The sequence below is a fragment of the Bacillus sp. FDAARGOS_1420 genome (assembly GCF_019344915.1).
Lineage (GTDB): Bacteria > Bacillota > Bacilli > Bacillales > Bacillaceae_G > Bacillus_A > Bacillus_A mycoides.
In genome coordinates this window covers 1,562,664-1,583,314 of the sequence record NZ_JAHWJB010000001.1, presented here as the reverse complement: position 1 = coordinate 1,583,314, position 20,651 = coordinate 1,562,664, and the positions used below count along the sequence as shown (strand labels likewise).

At 36.1% G+C, this 20,651-nt stretch carries 23 protein-coding genes; 9 read left to right on the top strand and 14 right to left on the bottom strand.

Annotation, left to right across the window (positions count from 1 at the left end; translation table 11 throughout):
* The first annotated feature begins 139 nt into the window (after positions 1–139).
* Positions 140–745 (top strand): sporulation-specific diadenylate cyclase CdaS, encoded by a 606-nt coding sequence (gene cdaS, locus I6L50_RS08355; RefSeq protein ID WP_002067925.1) that lies wholly within the window; start codon positions 140–142, stop codon positions 743–745.
* A 189-nt stretch (positions 746–934) separates the two neighbouring features.
* Here cdaS and pepA read toward each other — a convergent pair whose 3' ends face one another.
* The 5 genes from pepA to I6L50_RS08330 all read right to left on the bottom strand — a co-directional run bounded on the left by pepA (position 935) and on the right by I6L50_RS08330 (position 5,558).
* The gene (gene pepA / locus I6L50_RS08350) at positions 935–2,419 is read right to left on the bottom strand and encodes a cytosol aminopeptidase (RefSeq protein WP_219301092.1); all 1,485 of its coding nucleotides are present in this window, start codon (positions 2,417–2,419) and stop codon (positions 935–937) included.
* Positions 2,420–2,695: 276 nt separating this feature from the next.
* Positions 2,696–3,322: a 3D domain-containing protein gene (locus I6L50_RS08345; RefSeq protein ID WP_219301091.1), complete on the bottom strand. Its 627-nt coding sequence runs from the start codon at positions 3,320–3,322 to the stop codon at positions 2,696–2,698.
* An 86-nt stretch (positions 3,323–3,408) separates the two neighbouring features.
* On the bottom strand, positions 3,409–3,726 hold the full coding sequence (locus tag I6L50_RS08340) for a YuiB family protein (protein ID WP_002089308.1): 318 nt from the start codon (positions 3,724–3,726) through the stop codon (positions 3,409–3,411).
* Positions 3,723–4,229 carry an NUDIX hydrolase gene (locus I6L50_RS08335; protein ID WP_002015875.1) on the bottom strand — a complete coding sequence of 169 codons (507 nt, stop codon included), beginning with the start codon at positions 4,227–4,229 and terminating at the stop codon, positions 3,723–3,725. Before I6L50_RS08335 ends, I6L50_RS08340 begins: the two co-directional genes overlap by 4 nt.
* A gap of 120 nt (positions 4,230–4,349) precedes the next feature.
* Positions 4,350–5,558: an NAD(P)/FAD-dependent oxidoreductase gene (locus I6L50_RS08330; RefSeq protein ID WP_002067919.1), complete on the bottom strand. Its 1,209-nt coding sequence runs from the start codon at positions 5,556–5,558 to the stop codon at positions 4,350–4,352.
* Positions 5,559–6,022: 464 nt separating this feature from the next.
* Between I6L50_RS08330 and I6L50_RS08325 the strand changes: the two genes are divergently transcribed.
* The 3 genes from I6L50_RS08325 to I6L50_RS08315 all read left to right on the top strand — a co-directional run bounded on the left by I6L50_RS08325 (position 6,023) and on the right by I6L50_RS08315 (position 9,090).
* Positions 6,023–7,012, top strand: coding sequence for an NAD(P)/FAD-dependent oxidoreductase (locus I6L50_RS08325; protein WP_061690105.1), 990 nt, complete (start codon positions 6,023–6,025; stop codon positions 7,010–7,012).
* 178 nt (positions 7,013–7,190) lie between these two features.
* Complete coding sequence (locus tag I6L50_RS08320; RefSeq protein WP_219301090.1) at positions 7,191–7,667, top strand: GyrI-like domain-containing protein; 477 nt, start codon at positions 7,191–7,193, stop codon at positions 7,665–7,667.
* A gap of 175 nt (positions 7,668–7,842) precedes the next feature.
* Entirely contained in the window at positions 7,843–9,090 is a 1,248-nt protein-coding gene (locus I6L50_RS08315) for an MFS transporter (RefSeq protein ID WP_002034542.1), read from the top strand.
* Between the two features lie 17 nt (positions 9,091–9,107).
* On the opposite strand, the gene I6L50_RS08310 is transcribed toward I6L50_RS08315, so the two are convergent.
* The gene (locus tag I6L50_RS08310; protein ID WP_219301089.1) at positions 9,108–9,989 is read right to left on the bottom strand and encodes a helix-turn-helix domain-containing protein; all 882 of its coding nucleotides are present in this window, start codon (positions 9,987–9,989) and stop codon (positions 9,108–9,110) included.
* Between the two features lie 80 nt (positions 9,990–10,069).
* On the opposite strand from I6L50_RS08310, the gene I6L50_RS08305 reads away from it, so the two are divergent.
* The 5 genes from I6L50_RS08305 (at position 10,070) to I6L50_RS08290 (ending at position 13,208) form a co-directional block, all read left to right on the top strand.
* The gene (locus tag I6L50_RS08305) at positions 10,070–10,531 is read left to right on the top strand and encodes a 2-thiouracil desulfurase family protein (protein ID WP_219301088.1); all 462 of its coding nucleotides are present in this window, start codon (positions 10,070–10,072) and stop codon (positions 10,529–10,531) included.
* Positions 10,532–10,852: 321 nt separating this feature from the next.
* A complete protein-coding gene (locus I6L50_RS08300; protein WP_219301087.1) occupies positions 10,853–11,932 on the top strand; it encodes a helix-turn-helix domain-containing protein in 1,080 nt (359 codons plus the stop codon).
* A 203-nt stretch (positions 11,933–12,135) separates the two neighbouring features.
* Complete coding sequence (locus tag I6L50_RS34745) at positions 12,136–12,327, top strand: hypothetical protein (RefSeq protein WP_088115588.1); 192 nt, start codon at positions 12,136–12,138, stop codon at positions 12,325–12,327.
* A gap of 13 nt (positions 12,328–12,340) precedes the next feature.
* Entirely contained in the window at positions 12,341–12,607 is a 267-nt protein-coding gene (locus I6L50_RS08295) for a hypothetical protein (protein ID WP_219301086.1), read from the top strand.
* 67 nt (positions 12,608–12,674) lie between these two features.
* The gene (locus I6L50_RS08290; RefSeq protein WP_219301085.1) at positions 12,675–13,208 is read left to right on the top strand and encodes a hypothetical protein; all 534 of its coding nucleotides are present in this window, start codon (positions 12,675–12,677) and stop codon (positions 13,206–13,208) included.
* A 393-nt stretch (positions 13,209–13,601) separates the two neighbouring features.
* Here the strand turns inward: I6L50_RS08290 and I6L50_RS08285 are convergent, their stop codons facing one another.
* The 8 genes from I6L50_RS08285 to I6L50_RS08255 all read right to left on the bottom strand — a co-directional run bounded on the left by I6L50_RS08285 (position 13,602) and on the right by I6L50_RS08255 (position 20,633).
* On the bottom strand, positions 13,602–14,822 hold the full coding sequence (locus I6L50_RS08285) for an IS110 family RNA-guided transposase (protein ID WP_219301084.1): 1,221 nt from the start codon (positions 14,820–14,822) through the stop codon (positions 13,602–13,604).
* A 307-nt stretch (positions 14,823–15,129) separates the two neighbouring features.
* The gene (locus I6L50_RS08280; RefSeq protein ID WP_219301083.1) at positions 15,130–15,489 is read right to left on the bottom strand and encodes a hypothetical protein; all 360 of its coding nucleotides are present in this window, start codon (positions 15,487–15,489) and stop codon (positions 15,130–15,132) included.
* 303 nt (positions 15,490–15,792) lie between these two features.
* Entirely contained in the window at positions 15,793–16,620 is an 828-nt protein-coding gene (locus I6L50_RS08275) for an IS3 family transposase (RefSeq protein WP_374108367.1), read from the bottom strand.
* A 227-nt stretch (positions 16,621–16,847) separates the two neighbouring features.
* Positions 16,848–16,979: a hypothetical protein gene (locus I6L50_RS35825; RefSeq protein ID WP_374108356.1), complete on the bottom strand. Its 132-nt coding sequence runs from the start codon at positions 16,977–16,979 to the stop codon at positions 16,848–16,850.
* Between the two features lie 189 nt (positions 16,980–17,168).
* Positions 17,169–18,233: an N-acetylmuramoyl-L-alanine amidase gene (locus I6L50_RS08270; protein ID WP_219301082.1), complete on the bottom strand. Its 1,065-nt coding sequence runs from the start codon at positions 18,231–18,233 to the stop codon at positions 17,169–17,171.
* Positions 18,230–18,469 (bottom strand): phage holin family protein, encoded by a 240-nt coding sequence (locus tag I6L50_RS08265; protein WP_219301081.1) that lies wholly within the window; start codon positions 18,467–18,469, stop codon positions 18,230–18,232. Before I6L50_RS08265 ends, I6L50_RS08270 begins: the two co-directional genes overlap by 4 nt.
* Complete coding sequence (locus I6L50_RS08260) at positions 18,469–18,705, bottom strand: hemolysin XhlA family protein (protein ID WP_219301080.1); 237 nt, start codon at positions 18,703–18,705, stop codon at positions 18,469–18,471. Before I6L50_RS08260 ends, I6L50_RS08265 begins: the two co-directional genes overlap by 1 nt.
* Positions 18,706–18,785: 80 nt before the next feature.
* Positions 18,786–20,633, bottom strand: a complete 1,848-nt coding sequence (locus tag I6L50_RS08255) for a BppU family phage baseplate upper protein (protein WP_219301079.1) — start codon at positions 20,631–20,633, stop codon at positions 18,786–18,788.
* Between the last annotated feature and the right edge of the window lie 18 nt (positions 20,634–20,651).

Genomic DNA, 20,651 nt, shown 5'->3' with positions numbered 1-20,651 from the left:
CCATCTCCTCTCGCCTGTCGTACCTTCATTATATGAAAAAAACAACCTGAATCTCAATATTTTTTAAAATCTAGCAGGATTTTACTATAAATATTTGTATACACTATGGTTAAATACTCCACCAAAGGGAATGAGGATTATGCAAGAATGGGGCTTGTCAGAAGAGCTCAAAATAAAAACAAAGCAGATGATTGAAATTGCTGAAAAAGAATTATCAAACATGAAGCATGCAATCGATAAAGAAGATGAATGTATTTTATGTAAAATGGAAGATATTCATCATATGTTAACAAATGTACAGACGTTAGCAGCTACATATTATATTCAAGCATATTTATCACCTTATACGGAAAGCTCACATTTCATCACTACAGCTGTCCAACATTTAAGCGCTCGAAAACACGGTGCTCTTATTATTGTGGAACGAAGTGACGCTCTTGATTCTTTCATTCAAACTGGAACGACATTAAACGCACACTTAACCGCGCCACTACTTGAATCGATTTTTTATCCAGGGAACCCTCTTCATGACGGAGCCGTTCTCATTAAAAATAATCATATTGTCTCAGCAGCTAATATTCTCCCATTAACAAAAAGCATGGAAATCAATCCTGAGCTAGGAACACGTCATAGGGCTGCAATTGGCTTATCCGAGAAAATTGATGCACTTATATTAGTTGTCTCTGAGGAAACAGGGCGTACTTCATTCGCTTTAGGCGGGACGTTATATACGATTTCTTTATAGGACGAATCTTTCACTATGTAGCACTTTTTGAAACGGTAAAATAGTAAATGAAATTATATGAACCGTAACTCCAAATATATCGACGTTTCGACAAGGAGTATCGACTTACCGACAAAAACTTACAATAGTCATACCATATCAATAAGAAAAGGCTATCCCAAAAATTTGAGACAGCCTTTTCTTCAAAAATTATTCTTCTCCGAAACGCTCAACAAGTGTTGCAAGTGTACGCACCATTGCACCTGTTGCTCCAGATGGTCCTAAATCATGTGCTCCTGATGTTTCAGATGTTCCAGCGATGTCCAAGTGTACCCATGGTGTTTCTTCTGCAAATTCACCAATGAATGTCCCAGCCATAACCGCATGTCCTTCACGGCCTGGTGAGTTATTTAAATCAGCAAATTTACTGTTTTTGACACGTTCTTTATCACGTTCAAAAATCGGCAATTGCCAAATTGGCTCATCCGTTTCCATAGAAGCCTCTAACACTTGTTCAAACAATTCTTCATTATTTGTCATCGCGCCTGTTGTATGATTTCCAAGTGCAACGATTACACCGCCTGTTAATGTTGCAACATCAACTAAGTAATTTGCGCCAAGTTTCTTCGCATACGTAATACCGTCAGCTAACGCTAGGCGACCTTCTGCATCTGTATTTAATACTTCAATTGTTTTTCCGCTCATAGATGTAATCACATCATCTGGCTTAAATGCTGTACCACTTACAACGTTGTCAGTTGATGGAATAACAGCAATTACATTTTGCTCAGGGCGAAGTTCACCGATAATCTCCATCGCGCCAAGAACAGCTGCAGCGCCGCCCATATCACCTTTCATACCAACCATGCCTTCACGTGGTTTTAAAGAATAACCGCCTGTATCATATGTAATCCCTTTTCCAACAAATCCAATTACATCTTTCCACTCTTCTTTTCCTTTATAAATAAGAGCGATCATTTTTGGCGGTTCAGTAGATCCTTGGTTTACTGCAAGTAATGCACCCATACCAAGCTCTTCCATCTCTTCTTTCTCAAGAACCTTATAATCCATATCGTATTTTTCTGCTAATTCAACTGCATACTCAGCAAGCTTTGTCGCTGTTAATACGTTTGGCGGCATATTTACAAGCGTACGAGCTGAATTCGTTGCACGTCCATGTACGTATCCTACCGTTAATGCAGCTTCAATTTCTTGTGCATCTTCCGCTGTAATAGCCGTGAACTTCTCTAGTTCCACACGATCCTTTTTATCTGTTTTATACGTTTGTAATTCATATGTACCAAGACCTTGTACTTCTGCCGCAATATGAGCTACATCAATCGCATCTAATTTATCTGTCACGAAAGAATCAAGTAAGATTGCTGCATCTTGTACTTTTGCTGCTTGTAACGCTTTAAACGCCTTACCAAGAGCCGCACGTAACGTTTCTGTTGTATATGACTCTTTCTTACCTAAACCAACAAAATAATAACGTTTAACATTTGTTTTTCCTAAGCTGTGTACTTTTGAAATGGCTTTCTTCTTAGTTGAAAGTTCTTTTTCTTCTAATAAAACTTGTAATTGTCCTTCAAACGCTTTATCCAGTTCTTGTACAAAGCTACTCGTTTTATCTTCTTCAAATAAGGCAACAATTACCACTTCATGACTTACTAATTCTTTTTGTACTCGAAACATGTTCAGACCCCCTAAATTTCTCTACGTCCATTATAACTTTATTTTCGATAAAATGCGACAATTCTAAATTCTGTTATTTCATATAAAGTGAAACTTTAATCAGCCCGCACTAATCGGGCGTTTATGGGCAGCAGGGCTCCCCCCTAACTTCTTTGCCCCAGCTGAATTTTGAGATGGGAGTTTTACCGGCCGCAAATAGCAGGATAAAGATGCTATCTCCAATATCTTCTATGGTGAAATAAGACAAGAAAAAAGTCTAGCGTTATTGCCACTAGACTATCTTTGTTTTAAATATTGTCCACGAAACACTTGCATCGTTTCGTCTTGATTTAACATCGTTAACTCTTCTTCCGAGAACTTGCCATTTCCTATTTTCACTATATACACATTTACTTTTTTCTTACCCCATTGGCTATAAACATCTTTCACCGTATCATAATATAAATCGAGACGATTTCCTTTTATAGCACCGCCCTTATCAGCTACAACACCATATCCGTAACCTGGCACGAATAGAATTGTCCCAAGCGGGAATACGCGTAAATCGGCAGCGATTGTGGAATATAAATCCCTTTTTGCTTTAACACCTGAATATGTAATGCCATACTCTGGATGCCCCGCCCTCTTTCCAGTTGACTCTATACCTGATGTATAACCAGTTGCAGTCATTTCTATAACACGATATTTAGACCAGTCATTTGCCTGCTCTAAAGCATTTATCACTTCTTTACTCGGAGCAACTTTTTTCTCAATTTCTGCTGCATGTACTTCTTTTACACTTGTTCCTTCATATGATTTTATAATCTCTAATAAAGAAACTCCTGTGAAAGCCTGCCATGTTACGCATAATGCGAATGCAAGTAAACAAGTCATCATAATGCGAATACAATATCGTTTTAACATTTTTATATTCCACACTCCTTCATCGTTAATCATTCCCTATACGATGAAGGAATATGCAAAAAAATAATCTCCAAATTGATTGGAGATTAAAACATTTGATATCCACTTTTTCGAAGTTTTTTAATTATGATTCCTGCTAAAGCAGCACCTACTAATCCAGTAGATAGAATAAACACATCTGCGTGTCCTAAATGCGATACACTTGTCCCAAATGAAGAAAATGTTTCTTTTGGCTTTGAAAAATAGTCCCATACACTCGCTTTATTAATAATAAGCATACAAATAATTGGATATACAATAACCATTACCCACGTAGCTCGCAAAATCATGTTGAGTAAAAACCCAATTCCAAAAAATAAAATAAAGAACAACATCATTGAAATAAGTAGTACCGGTATACTCACTTCTTCTCCCTCTCCTTCGCATACGCCGTAAACACATGATAAGCCGTATAACCAAATTGCTCTCCTGGATTTAATGTTTTGTCCATTTCAAAATGCGACTCTGCTCTTCCTTCTAATAAATATTTGATGAGTACAGAAGTATTTTGATCATCTGCAATATTTTCCGGATGTAAAAAAGCTACTTCCGACAATTCTTTCTCCTGTACGATAACGTCTTCTCCCTCTGGCTCTAGAAGAAAAATAATCATATTATCACTAATTTCATTATGAATAACACCTGAGCGAATACCAATGATCCCCTTTACATGAGCAACAATGCCTGTCTCTTCCAATATTTCACGTTTCACAGCTTCATCAACAGTCTCGCCTTCATTAACAAAACCAGCAGGTAAAGACCATTGCCCTTTCAATCCACCGTATTTTTTCTTAACGAATAGCCATCTCCCATCTTCTGTAGCTACTAAGCCACTGACAGCTAACCACACTTTCCCTCGCTTCCCCATGATATAACCTCCTCCATCAAAACGAACAGAATATTCTTTCTTTTTTATATATTATACTATATTTTCAATACGAAAAAAGCAGAAACAGCTCATAGCCGTTTCTGCTTTTTCTACTATATATTAAAAGAACTTCAATTTACCTTTTTTAAGAACTAATAAAGGTCCGCCTAGTAAGAATAAGTAACGGTTGTCAATTACTTTCTTCATGAATGAAGCTTTCCAACCTGTTAACTTTTTGCCCATAACAACGCCCATTGCATCGTCATGACCTAATGAACATACAGATCCTTTATTATCAAATGCGAACTTTTTCATTTCACCTTTGCCACGAACTAACACAGTTAAATTGTGTGCAATATTATAACCTTCTTGAATTGCAATCTGTGCTGTTGGTGGGTATGGACGGTTAATTTCTTCGTTGATGATTAACGCTGCATCACCAACCATGAATACATCTTCATGACCTGGAGCGTGCATGTACTCATCCACTTTAATACGTCCGCGCATTGCTTCAAATCCAGACTCTTCCACAATACCATTACCACGAACACCTGCAGCCCAAACTACAGTTTCAGATTTAAGAAGTTCAGCATCATCACCGTTGGCAACGATAATACCTTCTTCAGTTGCTTCCTTAATTGCTGTACCGATGCGGAATTCTACACCTTTTTTCTCAAGTTGTTTTACAGCGTACTCTACTAATGCTGGATCGAAACCAGGAAGTGCTGTTGGAGCAGCTTCTACACAGATGATACGTGCTTTTTCACGTGGAACATCATACTCTTTGCAAAGTTCAGGAATACGGTTTGCAAGCTCACCTACGTACTCGATACCAGTAAATCCAGCGCCACCAACAACGATTGTTACTAACTCATCACGTTTTTCAGTCGCATATTGAGCGAATTTTTCTTCCATATGCTCACGAATTTGACGAGTTGCATTAATGTTAGTGATTGAGAATGCATGCTCTTTTAATCCTTTAATTCCGAACGTTTCTGATTCGAAACCAAGACCGATTACTAAGTAATCATACTCTAATTCACCATCTTTTAAGATAATACGTTTTTCAGCAGCTTTAATCTCTACTACTGTATCTTGTACAAAGTTCACTTTATTTGTATCGATAACGTCTTGAATATCTAGACAGATTTTATCATCTTGTAATGTACCAGCTGCACTCTCATGTAACCAAGTTGCTTGGTAGTGATAGCTGTTGTTGTTTACTAACGTAATTTCAGCTTCACTTACAGATAATGTTTTTTGCAGACGAACAGTCGTAATCATCCCGCCATAACCTGCACCTAAAACTACGATTTTTGGAGTCTTCACTAAATCACAACCCTTTTCTTTATATAATAGTAATAAAAAATAATACCAAGTACTAAAAACTCTATTTGTCAAGAATGTGGAATTTATCACATTCTATATCATAACAAAACGCAGTCAAAAAATCGTACGAAATTTGTCATAGAAATTTAACATAATACTTCCCTATATTAGTCGGTTTCATTCCATAATTCAAGCACCTAGAGAATTATCAATATTTTAAAATAACATAGCGTTTTCAAGGGTTTTTCAGCCTTTTTTTCATGTATTTTCCTTTCGCTATATTTTATACAATTCTAAAACATCTATGCGCAAACTTACTTATTATTCAGTCGTTTCCAGAAGTATTATTAACTGAAATATGCTATCATTTATTTGAAAGTGTCATCATTTGCAGGATTTTCATGTACATATGAACAATATATGAAATCAATATTAAAATTCCATCATCTATAGGGGGAATGAAAATGACAGAAAATCAAAAAGTTTACGACATAACGATTATTGGTGGTGGCCCAACAGGACTATTCACCGCATTTTATGGCGGAATGAGACAAGCAAGTGTAAAAATTATTGAAAGCTTACCTCAACTTGGAGGGCAATTATCCGCACTATATCCCGAAAAATATATTTATGATGTAGCTGGATTCCCAAAAGTGCGCGCACAAGAGTTAGTTGATAACTTAAAAGAACAAATGAAAAAGTTCGATCCAACTGTTTGCTTAGAAGAAGCTGTTGATACGCTTGAAAAACAAGCTGACGGTATATTTAAACTTGTTACAAATAAACAAACTCACTACTCTAAATCTGTCATTATTACTGCTGGTAATGGTGCTTTCCAACCACGCCGCTTAGAATTAGAAGGCACAGCAAAATACGAAAAGAAAAACTTACATTATTTCGTTGATGATATGAATAAATTTGCTGGAAAACGCGTCGTTGTATTCGGCGGTGGTGACTCAGCAGTAGATTGGACAATGATGTTAGAACCGATTGCGGACAAAGTTACAATTGCTCATCGCCGCGATAAATTCCGTGCACATGAACATAGCGTAGAAAGCTTAATGAATTCCCGTGCAGAAGTAAGCACACCTTACGTTCCAGTTGAACTTATCGGTGATGATACTATTGAACAAGTTGTTCTTCAGCACGTAAAAACAGAAGAAAAAATTATCATCGATGTTGATGACGTAATCGTAAACTACGGCTTCGTTTCTTCACTTGGTCCAATTAAAAATTGGGGCTTAGATATTCAAAAAAACAGCATCCTCGTGAACTCAAAAATGGAAACAAATATTCCTGGCATTTACGCTGCTGGTGACATTTGTACATATGAAGGAAAAGTAAAACTCATTGCTTGCGGCTTTGGTGAAGCACCGACAGCAGTAAACAATGCAAAAGCTTACTTCGATCCAAACGCAAAACTTCAACCAATGCATAGCTCAAGTATGTTTTAATATAGAAATGAAAAGAGCTCCTTTTACGTGAAAGGAGTTCTTTTGTTATAAAGATCCCTAATCCAAATTACCTCTCTTTCTTCACAGCTATGTACTTTAGAAAAAAATACCACATACTCCTAAAATATGTTACAATAAAACAGAACGTACGTTTCATTCAATGGAGGGGAATTTTATAATGAAAGAACCTATTATCATTAAGAAAGAAGCTTTCCAAGCAATCGGCGTTTCTATTACGACGACAAATGAGAAAGAAGCATCTACTGAAGGAAAAATCCCACAACTTTGGAACCAATACTTCCAAGAACAAATCATGCATCACATCCCAAATCAACAAACAAAAGAAACATTCGCTTTCTACTCAAACTACGAATCAGATGAAACTGGTACATATCAATTTACTATTGGCATGCCTGTTTCTTCATTAAAAGACGTTCCTGAAAATATGACAGCTTTAACAATACCTGCTGCTACGTATGCGGTATTTACAACGAGAAAAGGTCCTGTGTCTGAAGTCGTTTGTGAAGCTTGGGAATATATTTGGCAATGGTCGAAAGAAAACAAGCGTGCTTTTACAACAGACTTTGAGCTTTATGACGAAAATGCAGTAGATCCAAATAACGTACAAGTGGATATTTATATTGCCTTAGCGTGAATGACAAAAAAGAAGATACCCTTTGGTATCTTCTTTTTTGTCGTTAAATAGCCACTGTGCAAATTCATTATTATTGTCTACAATGAGAAAGTGCAGTATAGAAATATTAGAAACTGTATAAAACGATTGTTAATAGGTTTTTTAGTCTAAATTTGGTACATAGAAAGGAAGCAATATGGAGGAACTACAACAAAATAAATCTGCTTTAGAAGGAAGCGGAAAACCGTTATTAAAAAATACGAACTTCCTTTTTCTTTGGGCAGCTACTCTCTTTTCAAGTTTTGCTTTAGCCTTTTTTACTTTTTCACAAACATGGTACATAGCAAAAACATTAAACCTTGAGGCTTCACTCGGTATTGTTTTCGTGGCTCTTAGTGTTCCAAGACTCATCTTTATGATTATCGGCGGTGCATTAGCTGATAAATTCCCGAAAAAAAATATTATGTTTTACTCTAATATTATTCGCGCTATTCTTGTCGCAACCATTCTCACCTGGTTCATCGTCGGTGATGTAACACTATATACATTTGCTTTGTTTGCTTTGTTCTTCGGACTTGCTGACGCTTTCTTCTGGTCAGCAGATGGATCTATTCTGCCTGAACTTGTAGAAAAAAGCCGTTTAACACAAGCAAATTCACTTACTCAAATGACAAACCAAGGATCGGTCATCTTGGGCCCTGTACTTGGCGGTATTCTCATTAAATTTACGAACTATGAAACAATCTTTTCAATTACAATCCTGCTACTCATTATCGCTGCGATACTCGTTCAAAAAATACAATTTACAGTACCCGAAAAAAATGAAACAGATAAAGGCATGTTTACTTCTATTAAAGAGGGAATTTCATATGTAAAAGAATCACCATTTCTTTCAACTTTCCTTATATGTAGCGCCTTTTTAAATTTATTTTTAATCGGCCCAATGCAAGTAGGCTTCCCGCTCTTCGTCAAAAACGTTCTGCACGGTGATTCACTTCAGTTTAGTTACTTAGAAGCGTCTGTTGGCGGCGGGATGGCGATAGGAGCTGTCATTGTCGGATTAAAAAACATTAACCGCAGACGTGGTCTATTTTGTATTATCATGATGCTACTGTCTGGTGTATTCTTCCTAGCCATCAACTTTAGCACCGTACTTTGGCAAGCGTTATTAGCTGGAATGTTTTACGGTATTACAATTGCGATGGCTATCGTTCCACTTATGGCAATGATTCAATCAACAGTAAAAGAAGAGATGATGGGACGCGTTATGAGCTTACTCATGCTTTCATCGATGGGATTCATTCCGCTCTCTTACGCATTTACATCGCTTGCACTTGGGATAGGCATTCCAATTGTAACGGTTATGAAAAGCGGTGCAATCGCTGTTATCGTCTTTGTACTATTTGTAGCAATTCGTGTTCCAGTTGTAAGAAAGTTCGATTAGCTACTTGGAGTCATGTATTATACGCATGGCTCCTTTTTAAATGGATCGAATAACGGTATTCCCTTACTTCTCCTTAATGCCGCTCCCCACTCTAATCCAATTTCTAAAAATAAATCTCGCATCGTACTATACAATAATGCACCAACATCTTTACGAATTTCTCCGTACTTATACGCTCTCACAACACTTTTCACCCGCCAAATTAAATTTCCACACACTTCTTCATCAGCTAATATTCCCTCTAATAAAGCACCTTGCTCTAGTAATCCGCTCTTTTTATAAGCAAGTTCCACCTTACTCCAAAATATATTAATCTTCTTCGGATTACTCGTCATCGGCACCAGTGCATATATAAAAGGCTTCGGTATATCGTGACGACAATACGTTTCATCAAGCTCGTACGTTACTTTTCTTTTCTCTTTTATTTGTGGAATGTTTTTAGAAAGAATTGTTTCCCCCTCATTTTTTTGCTCATTTCCACTACAGCCATCTGCACAATCATCACTTTCACATGCGGACATTTTCATACGGTCATCCATGCGGTCAATCGCAGATTTAAGAAATACATATAAGTTTGCACTATATCCGCCGCGCTTATATCTTTCTTTTGTCGCAACACGTTTTATAATCCCTAGTTCCTCTAACTTTGCAATCGAGCGGCGTACCGTACGAATACTCTTTCCAACATTTGTAGCAATCGTCTCCATTAACGGACAAGCAACTCCCACTGTTTTCTGTTTCTCATTCACTGCATACTTTCCTAAAAAATGAATAATGATAGCATCCGTTTTATTCAATTGAAATCGATAGCACTTCAAAACTTGTTTTTGATATGTATTAAACTCTTCTTTACTTCGAAATTGACTATATGGTTTCATTAAATTATATAAGCTTCCCATTTTTATCACCTCATTTATAAGTAAGAGGCCGGAAGAGAAATTGGCGTGATATTTAATATTTTTTTACTGGAGATGAAAATATGATTGTAATTAGCGCTTGTTTAGGTGGTATCGCTTGTCGGTATGATGGTAACGATAATCTCGTTTCAAAAATAGAAGAGTTATTACAAAGAGAAGACACCATCCTCGTTTGTCCCGAAGTATTAGGCGGTTTACCAACACCACGCCCTTCTGCTGAAATTATCGGCGGTAATGGCGATGATGTTTTAGATGGAAAAGCAAAAGTAATGACGAAAGAAGGACAAGATGTCACGGAGGATTTCGTGTGTGGTGCTTATAAAGCATTAGAACAAATAAAAGATTTAAACCCAGAATATATAATTTTAAAAGAACGCAGTCCATCTTGTGGTAGTTCTACTATTTACACAGGGGAATTTAACGGCAATAAACAAACTGGTTACGGAGTGACAACTGCTTTATTTAAAAGACACGGATTTAAAGTCATTTCAGAAGAGGATTTTGAAAGCAAAAAAAGGAATTGACCCTGTTCGTCAATAAAGGTTATTTACGTTTGTTTTAAAAATAGTAATAAATGCTTATATACCAACGGTTTGTGTAACATTAAAAAGCATGAATAAATTTTAAATTTTATTCATTCGTTACCAAAATGTGACCATAAAAACAAAAGAGCACAGCGTGTATATACGGTGGTACAACACCCTATATACCGTCCACCTGAGCTGACCAGGTAAACACTTGCTATCCTCTCATGAGTATTGTACCTCATATTAGGTTTATTAAGCAACGTTTACCAATAAATCGGTGACGTTGCTTTTTTGTTTCCAAAAAGGAGACAAACCGTTATGAAAAAATTGACTGCTTATAATTCAGATATTCAAAAATATATGCAACAAAATCAATTAAGTACTCAAAAGAAAAATGAAATCATTGATGCTATTAGAAACCGTATCGGTGATACGAACCAAAGTTTTGAAAGTCTATTTCCTGCGCGCTCTAAACGAAAAGAAGTTATGGATCACATTGTATACATGCTTTCAGCGAATGGTATATGCAAAATTTCAGCTGAAACATTAGCAAACAAAACTGATTGTTCTGTAAGAACTGTGCATGCCGCTGTTCGTGCATTAAAACAAACAGGTGAAATCGTAGTCGCTGGATTAGCTGATGGGAAAAACAAATACGTGTTTGTACTGAAAATGCATCCAAATTTTCCAGTCATCATGAAAGAAGTATTTTATATAGATACAGAACAAATTGCAGAACTGAATGCAGGACAGGTTGCAGAACAGGAAAAAGCTGAAACCCTTGATACTACTGAGCTAAAGAGTGAAAAAATGAGTTCTAACTATAATAACTCTATTAACTCTTTTAATTCTTTAAAACAAGAAAAAAATAATGATATAGTATCCTTAACAGAATCAATTGAAAACGAACTGAAAAAAGCGCAAAACGATGCCCAAAAAGAATTTGAAAGAATCCATACTTACTATGTGAATGAATTCCAAGAAATGATGTATCACACAATTAAATCTGGTACTTATCATCCTATTTTAAAAACGAATGCATCTATTATTGGTTTACGTGTGGGTAGCAATTGTGATAAAGATCTGTTTTGTCTTGCATTAAATGCGCTAGGGAAAATTGATAGATTCTTAAAAAATAATGGAACTCTTACAGACAGTGTACAAGCCCTATTTACGAAAGTTTATAGTGATAATATCAAAGTATCTAAAAAAGCTAATGCAAACCATTCTGCTGCGGCAAAACCACATACGAAAATATTTCTTTATAATTGGTTAGAAGAGGATAAATCAAAAATGCCATCCACACATACCTATACAAATACAACGAGACACACTTTTATTCCTGAAAGTGAACTTAAAATATCTAAAGAAGAAGCGGACGAAATAGGGTTGTATTAATCTATAAATATTATTTTGAAACCAAACTCTAGCAAGTGATGAATCTCCATATACATATTTAAAAACAAGCTCCTCAGGATTTTACTGTAATTGTATTCATGAAAGCATATTTAGGATACCCAATCTAACTCTACTATTGTACAATTAAATTTATCTATGTGTAGCTCGAATATTAAAGATGGTTCGTGTAGAAAGGAAAAGGTATGCAAAAACTCAAAGAATATGATCTGGCATATATCTGTTACTATTCTGAGAAAATAGAGTTATCAGCCATTGCTGCAGGATTTTCACAGCCAGTGTCAACTACGGTAATACATCATATAATTCAAGATTTACACGATCAGGAACTATTTAATTTTTACAAGAGCACCTATGAAGAAATGTTGGGAGAATGAGGAGTTGATAATTATGTTAATGAAGTGGGAATTTGAACGTTTTGCATCCGATAAACAATGTATTGAACGTGCATTAGTAATGTGGAAGGAATGGATGAGTAAGAAAAAGACGTATACCGACGACCTTGCCGCTGAAGGTACGATGTACGTTGTCAATCATATGAAATTACGAGATCCTCAAGTTTCTCTAATCTTCGACTTTTTTAATGAGTATTTAACTTTATTAGATCACGGAGAAGAACAAGCAGAAGCTTTTTATAAAACCATTATGAGGATGTAGTAACAGCAGGTTCTCTCACGAATAACTAAAAAAGAGTATATTCATAAAAATAAAGGTGGTTAACACAATGACAACTATTTCACAAAATGTACTGGATACACTTGTAGTCGGTATTTATGAAGATGTGCAAATGCTTGTGATGATGATGATGGACTACGAGGAAGAAATTGACATGGTCACAAAGGCAGAAATTATAACTGCACATGAAGATTTACAAGAAGTGATTTTGTTTTGTCAATCCCATTCACAAGGCATGAATGTTCTTCTTATGGAAGAAGTGATGATAGGGATCAACCAAAAAATAGCAGAGCTATTTGGTGAGAAAACTACTACCGAAAAATCAAATACGATTTATGGTGAGAAACTTTTATTACCCAAAGGAATATCGGTACGAAAAGAATTGAATGATTCGGGCTTTTATTACATATTTCATCATGAAACCTTGGGAGAAATCGGTCAAATTATTTTTCCAAAAGAAAACGAACACACATCTTATTTCGACGTTCACATATTCGAAAATGTTCCAAAAGATAGTGCATCCGCAAAAATATTAAAAGATATTGGAGATATGCTCCAAAAAGAGATACTACGTATACGATGAAATTTCTGGATCTATACCCATACAAGAAAACTATAAATATATATCCACTACAATTACAAACGGAGAATGAAAACACATGTTATTCTAGATAACTTGACGAAATATAAAAGAATGGATATAATATATATCCGTGTGAAAACACTTGATTTATACAGCCAAACACATTGTGAAAGATTGGGCTAATGCTAACAACTTTTATGATATTCTTAGCTTGGTTCATCAAGAGAGTACACGAAAGCATTGCGGAACATAAAATATGTGAACTGCATATTCTATAATTGACATCTAAAGAACTTACAACACAAAGCAGACATCTTCAACTAGGGAAGGTGTCTGTTCTTACCTTTAGTCAAGTGCTTTTGAAAGGTCAATTGTGCTATAGTATATAGTTGATTACGAACTGGTTGATGCTATTTCGTAATCATAGAGTTTTTCGTGTGTAATAAGATGAAATACCACTTTCAAAAACTTATTCATACACACAACGGATGCAACTTTATGAGGCTTTCTCAAAGGTTGCTTCTTTAATTTGTCATAGTATTCTACCAGATGATTCTTTATTTTTTTACGTAATGTAATCATCGCTGTAACCATAAAGACTAAAATTTTCCGTAGTTTATTGTTTCCCCTTTTATTGATTTTGTCCTTATAATGGGTATTCCCTGACTGATAACGCCTAATATCAATCCCTACATAGGCATTTAATTGCTTATTATTTTTAAAACGTCTTATATCACCTAACTCACCGATGATTCGAACGGCTGTTATTTCACCTATTCCTGGAAATGACCGAAGCACATGATATTCTGTACGTTCATTAGAAAGCTCAACCATCAGCTTTACAAGCTGCGCCTTCTTCTCTTTCAAGCCTGTAATGCGACTCGCATAATCTTTGACTTGCTCGCAACGTACGTCTTTTCTTGAGATTGCTGGGTAAGAGGTCTTTGCAGCTTCAAGGAGGGCGATTCCTTTCTCTTCTACTCGTTTCAAGGACAAACGTTTCTGTGTATTTGCCTTTAACCTATTGCAAATTACTGTTTTAGAATGGGCTAACACTTCATCCGGGTGTGGGTATAATTGTACGATATTCAAAAACAGGGCAGACCGCTTTGTAAATAGCTGTTCCAATTCTGGAAAACTCAATTGTAGGATTGCGTGTAACCGAGAATATAAGTGAGTAATCTCAATGTCTAACTCATCATAGTAACGTGTGAGTCCACGCATCTGTTGGTAGTACCCCTCTTCTTGATACGTCTGTTCACGTCCTACTCGAAAGTGTGATTTTGCCAGTTCATTTGCATCGCTTTTATCTGTTTTTTGGCGGCGCATTGAAGCCGTTTGTAAGTTTGCTTCAAGAGGATTAATACGGCAATATGTATAATTATTGTCTTGAAGGAATCGTTCCAACGATTTGGAGTATACACCTGTTGCTTCAAAAACAATTTCAGGCTTTTCTCCACCTCGATGCATCAGTTCCTGAAGTGTTTCATGAAGCTGTTCAAAAGAGGGACGGTTATGGTTAATTTCCTTCTCTACTTCACATTTACGGTATCGATTGTAAATAACCATTATACTTTTACCCATACTGACATCAAAAGCTACAACGTGTTGCATGATATAAATCTCTCCTTTTTTTCCAATTATAGAAGTCTTCACAGTGCCTTATCGATTCCACTTTCTTATACACGATCTCTTGGATCCAACATACTAAACTGATTCAAATAAGGGTGTGAAGTCGGTCTGTTTTTTTATACGGACTCCAATATGGTCCAAGACACCTTTCGACCTTACTTCACTTCTACTAAAAAAAATAGTAGCACAAACCGTGGCCTTGGTTTGTACTACTAATGTTAGTATGTTTTTTCTATATTAGAGGATTTATAGGATGCCGACCCTATGACCACTTTGCACTTGAATTCCTCTATGCTTTATTAGCTATGTCCGTATCACCTAAATTAAATTCAGCTTTTACAGTAGTGGTTGCCGGAACAATCGCTTCTATTTTACAAATAGAAATAATCGTAGCAACAGTTCCTGTAATTGCCCCTAAGCTGACAATATCACAATCAACAGAATTGATAATTCCCACATAACTGCGTGTTTGAGTATCAATCCGAACCGTTTGATTTTTTAAATTACATAATTCTTCTTTAATATTTTGCACACAGCAACTATCACAAGCCTCATTTTGACTATTTAGACATTCTTCCAATTGCTTATCACATTCATTACCACTTGAACAATTTGTACTTTTCAACCTTGGCCTACTATAACGTCCCATATTATCACTCCTATTAGTTTACTTCCCTGCATCCTATGCAAGCTATCTCCCCTGTGACAGGGACAATCGTTACATTTTTCGTTTTAAATTTACACCTGCACATTAAATTGTACTTGCTCATATGCCATCAATATCCCATACATCACCAAATTAAAAAGGTGTATCATTGAAAGATATACCTTTTTCTCATATTACACCTTTGTACTACATAAAGTTACGCACATGCCCCTTGTATGAAACTTATTCTATGTAAAAAGGACCCTCTGTGGTCTTATCCCTGTCAAGTAGACAGTATTAAAAAGACTAAGCAGCCATCGAGATTCGATATTCTATCGGAGCTCGATGGCTGCTTAGTCTTTTTTGGAACCGTTTATAATTATAAAAGTAAATATATTCTTCAATTGCTTGTATTAAATCTTCTTCTGTTTTAAAATGATTTAAATACAACATCTCCGATTTAAAATGGGAGAAAAATGACTCGATACAGGCATTATCATGGCAGTTTCCTTTGCGAGAGTGGCTACCAATGATACCTAAATCTAAAAGTCGTTTGTTGTAGGCATGAGATGTGTACTGGAATCCCTGATCTGAATGGAGAATGGTTCCACGCACATCTCTTTTTTGTGCCCACATTTCAATTGTATCTAATACAAGTTCATTATCATTGCGCTTGGATATTTTCCAAGAAACAACTTCGTTATTATAAATATCTTGGACAACAGAAAGATACCGAGATCCCTCTTGGAATCGTAGGTACGTAATATCTGTAACAAGTGCTTCATTTTGTTGACGATCTTTAAATTCACGGTTTAAAACATTGGAATAGTTCCCTTGAAAGAAGCGACGCTTCTTTCGAATAATAGATTGAATGTTGAGCTCGCTCATTAAGCGATATACTTTTTTATGATTTATAAAATATCCTTCTTCCTGTACAGCGATTTTCATACGTGGATAACCATATTCCTTGTGCTTTACATGAATAGATTGTATTACTTTTTTAAATCGTTTTTCGGATGCTAGTCGCATGTTTTTCATGCCTTTTGTATGAATCCACTTATAGTAACTTGAACGATGTACACCAGCAAATTTCGTAAGCCACCTAACTGGATATTTCCCCTTTAATGATTCAATGATATGATATCTCTCTTTATATTTTAGTACGCCTCCATTTACAGATTTGGATATTGCTTTTTTAAATATTCAACCTGAGCCTTATAGTAGTCGCGTTCCTCTTCAACGGTATTGAAATGAACACGTTTGCCTTTTAGAGGATTTTGTATCCCTTTCATTCCACTGTTTTTTCCACGTGTATCTGTAATTTCACCACATTCTTTATATTTTTTTACCCAATTTTCAAGTTAAGTAGAACTTCTAAGCTGATATTTTTCCTTTATCGTATTGTAACTTCCTTCTCCGTTTAAATAACTTTGAACAGCTGATAACTTTAATTCTTCTGAATATATATTAAAAGTTAAGCCTTTTTTAGTCATGAAAAATCCCCTCCAAGTAATAGTGTAACATCCATGTATGTACATGGTCTTTTTACACTGTCTACCTAAAGGGGATAATATCACTGTGAACTGGACCAGAGTGGGCTCTTTTTTCCTATACGTACGTTTCGTTCACACATAGACTATGCTCTAACCCAAAATCGTGTATCTTATCCTATGGAAATTCTCTTACTCCACCCTTACATAGGCTTCACTTGCAGTTACGTAATATGTTTTCCCCTTACTATTGTGCATTTTGTATTGCGAAGAGCCACTTACCATAACTTCCTTATCAATAATAAATCCCTCCCCTACATCCACAGTACCCGCCACCTCTTTCTCCTGCCAAGATGGAGCATCATAGAATCGTAGGTTATTAACTTTAGAAACAACGCGCTTACCTACAATAGAAGAATCCACTGTATTTTTCTTATTAAACTTCACATAAGATGGATCGTTCCTAATCCACTGATCTCCACCAAGATTTAACCAACCATCCTTTTCAGCCCATACAATATAAGATTCTGGTTTGTTTAATTGCCGAATCTTAGAATAACTTGGACCAGGTCCTTTACGTAAATTAACATTGTAGCTTTCAATATATGCAATTCCATCTGTTACCGCTGTCGGTACTTCTGCTGGTTTAGGCGTTTTATCAGGAACAGAAACATCCACGCTAGAATTATTGTATGCTCGTTGTACATCTGCTCTAAATTGAGCTTCTGAAACGCCATGAGATTGTAAGTAGTCAAGTGGATCTTCATGATCTGTTCCACCAAGGTATTTCGTTACATCATAATGAGTCCATAATCCTTTTTCCACAGATAACCCACGGTCACGTAAGATTTTAGCTAGTAACTTAATGTATTTTTCATAGCTGCGTTTGAATTTTGTATAGTCCGCTGTTTCGCATAATTCAACGTGGACAAAGCGTTTATTCGCAGCAGGTCCACCGCCATAAGCAATATACTTTGTATCAGCAATTTGGATTGTTTCATTCCAATCTACTGCATAATGAACGAATGCATTTCTCCATGTACGAGACTCATATCTTTGAATATTGATAGCTGGCGCTTCTGGAGTTGCTGTAGAATGTGCTACAACGCCCTCATAAGCACCTACACCATTACGGTATGGTTGTTTAGGTAAATCAGGAATAATAAGTATTCTATCCGCAAAAGTACTAGTTGCAACAGATAAAACTAAAATAGCAGCAAAGACTACAGAAGAACTATGTTTTAATGTCTTTTTCATTTCGCATCAACATCCTTTTTCATCATTTTTGTGTGGTCAAATAATCCACTTGCTGACAGTCCCATGATGATTCCTTGCCATCCATTTGTTTTGATATCTCCGTCCAAAAATAAAACGCCTAGCACAATGCCAAGCGTTACATTCAATAACGGAACATATTTTGTTTGTAATCCACTTGTTTTTGCAATCTGTGAAAGACCAACTACAATGCCAATCATTACCGTAATTTCAAACATTACATACCACCTCCATTCAGTAAGACAGTGAGTGCTGCGCCTATCATTCCACCTACAATAAGTCGTAAGATCCAGGTCGTATTCGCGCTAATTTTATCTAACTGTTTGTTGATATTGATAATGTCCTTTTCGTTACCAGTTGTTCGCATCTCTAAGCTTTTCATTTCTAAACGAATGTCCTTGATGTCTTGCTTTATTTCTTGAACATCACTTCTTACTTCTTGTAATCCTTCCACTTTGACCACCCCGTTTCAACATAAAAAGAGAGACATGTATTTGTCCCTCTTTTGCTATAAAAGCCGTATTTTGTTTAAGTTCATACTAACAATTGTGCTGCAAGCGGCAATTCACCAATACAATACGTAGCACTAAATTGATGAACCTCATTCGTTTTCACTACACAGTTTTTATACGTCTGTGGATATAACTTTTGCAACGTTGCATCCCTATGTTGTAACCATACAAGTGGATTCCGCAAGCCCGCCTGTCCTTTACGTAAACTTACATTCACATTATTTATCTTCATGGCTACGACATAATCTCTCCCTGTATTTAGCATCGCATAGCTTGTGATTTTCTCGCCATTTACAATATCTTTACTACTGTTATCATCGACAAGTGTTTCAACTGAATGCCCTGTCGAATCCACCAATTTCTCTACAAATGGACGGCTACCAGGAAGCATTGCTATATAACCATCTTCTATAAAAGTATCTTTTAACCATTTTATTTTTATATCAAACGTCACACCTTGATTTGTAACAGTATGAACAGAATAAATCTCACATAATGCATTTGTTAGATCGGAAGGATGGAAGCCTTTCATAGCTTGTACCACTCTTACCATTTGTGCTTCTTTTACAGTTGCATCTGCTGCCCAAGATATAATTTCTTTACCATCCACATACATCTTTTGGTTTGTTTTGAATACCGTTGCTGCGCTATGTTCTGGTATCCATGCGGCTGCTACAGATGAACCATTTGGTTTCATACGAAATGCGAATTCTTTATTACTGAACGGGACAAGTAAATCAATTTCTTTCACTGGATTCAAAAGATCATCATAAATGAAAGCTGTCTTATGTGCTTCTGCTGCTTGTACATATCCCGTATCATTCTTCACCCATCCTCTTGCGCCACTGGACGGAGCATTTGCTGAATCATCTCCTTTAAAGGTAGCAATGACTGTATGTATTCCTTTCGCTAATCCTCTAGCAACTGGACGGGTTCCATAATTCACTTTTAATTCATTGGCTGGTACTGCATTAATATGCGTACTTACCGTTTTGATAACATTACCGTCTACTTTAAACTCCCATAAACCACCCCTGTTATCCGCAAAATGTTGGAAGTCAAAACCTGTTCCTTCAAAAGTAAAAGTGAATGTATCTCCAATAGTAGAAGTATAATAGTTAGGTGGATTCGCTTTTTGTATCGCTCCTGTTTCACTTTTGTAGTTAATCGCATCTATCTTTTGCGCCACAACAGATAGATTGGAAACTGCACAATCTTCTAATTTTACATAATCATCCTTCACATCCTTTCGCAAGGTATAATGTGCAACCTTACTTCCTCTCAATGGCACGAGGACATCCAATGTACGATCCCCTACAATACGTGTGTATATTTTTTGAGATGAAGTATGATTTTGGAGTAATTCTACAAAATCCCTTTGATTCGGGAAAAATTCTGTAATCTCCTTTAAATTTACCCCATTCAGAACCCTAGCCGCTTCTATCACTTTTTCAAAAACTTGAAACTCATTTGTAGATTCAATCACTTCATTTGATGCGAGTGATTGTCTCACTCCAAAACTAAAACTATACGAGCTTACACGTTTTTTTATTTTATCTTCTTCGCGTTCGATAGAAATCTCTCCATAAACGTCTCCAGGCCTTACAAGCGTTTGCGTTGTCAATAAGACCTTCATTTTCCCTTTCCCTTTATCTAATACTTCGATTTCTTTATCCTGAAAAACCACTGTTTTATCTGGTTTTCTAAAATAAATAATAATCTTATCTGTATCATGTAAAGGAAATTCTTTTTCGTTATCAGTCACATTAATAATAAGTTCTGAGGTATTTAAGTTATGTTGAGAATATTCTATATAAGAATGGCTATGTGGTTTACCAAAATCTACTGTAATTTCATGTGATTGTTTCATCCTCTACGCTCCTTTTAT